The sequence below is a fragment of the Oleiphilus sp. HI0043 genome, assembly GCF_001634935.1.
This window is the reverse complement of the sequence record NZ_LWEY01001425.1, coordinates 1-624: the sequence shown is the minus strand read 5'-3', so window position 1 is coordinate 624 and position 624 is coordinate 1. Positions and strand designations below refer to the sequence as shown.

Annotated in this window: 1 protein-coding gene; it reads left to right on the top strand. The window is 45.8% G+C overall.

Going from position 1 to position 624, the window contains the following annotated elements; translation table 11 throughout:
• Positions 1 to 624, top strand: a 624-nt coding sequence (locus A3729_RS20065) for an FAD-dependent oxidoreductase (protein WP_197475944.1), incomplete at both ends; no start/stop codon positions are given.

Genomic DNA, 624 nt, shown 5'->3' with positions numbered 1-624 from the left:
TACCTTCTTAAGTTCTGTTGATCAGCAAATTGCAAAAGAAGCGCTTAAGCAATTTAAGAAGCAGGGCTTGGATATTAAATTAAAGGCGCGTGTTAATGGTACCGATATCAAGCGCGGCCTCGTAAACGTTAGCTATGAAGATACCAAAGGTGCGCAAGAACTTAAGGTTGATAAGTTGATAGTCGCTGTCGGTCGCCGACCAGTAACAGAAGACTTGTTAGCGGCTGATAGCGGTGTAAACCTCGATGAGCGCGGATTTATCTTCGTAGATGACCATTGTAATACAGGCGTTCCGGGTGTTTATGCCGTAGGCGATGTTGTACGTGGTCCAATGCTAGCGCATAAAGGCTCTGAAGAGGGGGTTATGGTTGCTGAGCGTATTGCTGGTCAAAAGACTGAAGTTAATTACGATACGATTCCCGGGGTTATCTATACCAACCCTGAAATCTCTTGGGTTGGACGTACTGAAGAGCAGCTAAAGGCTGACGGTGTTGAGTATAACGTTGGTACTTGTCCGTTTGCTGCAAATGGCCGTGCAATGGCAGCGAATAACACTGCAGGTATGGTTAAGGTATTAGCAGATGCTAAGACGGACAGAGTACTTGGTGTTCATATGATAGGTGG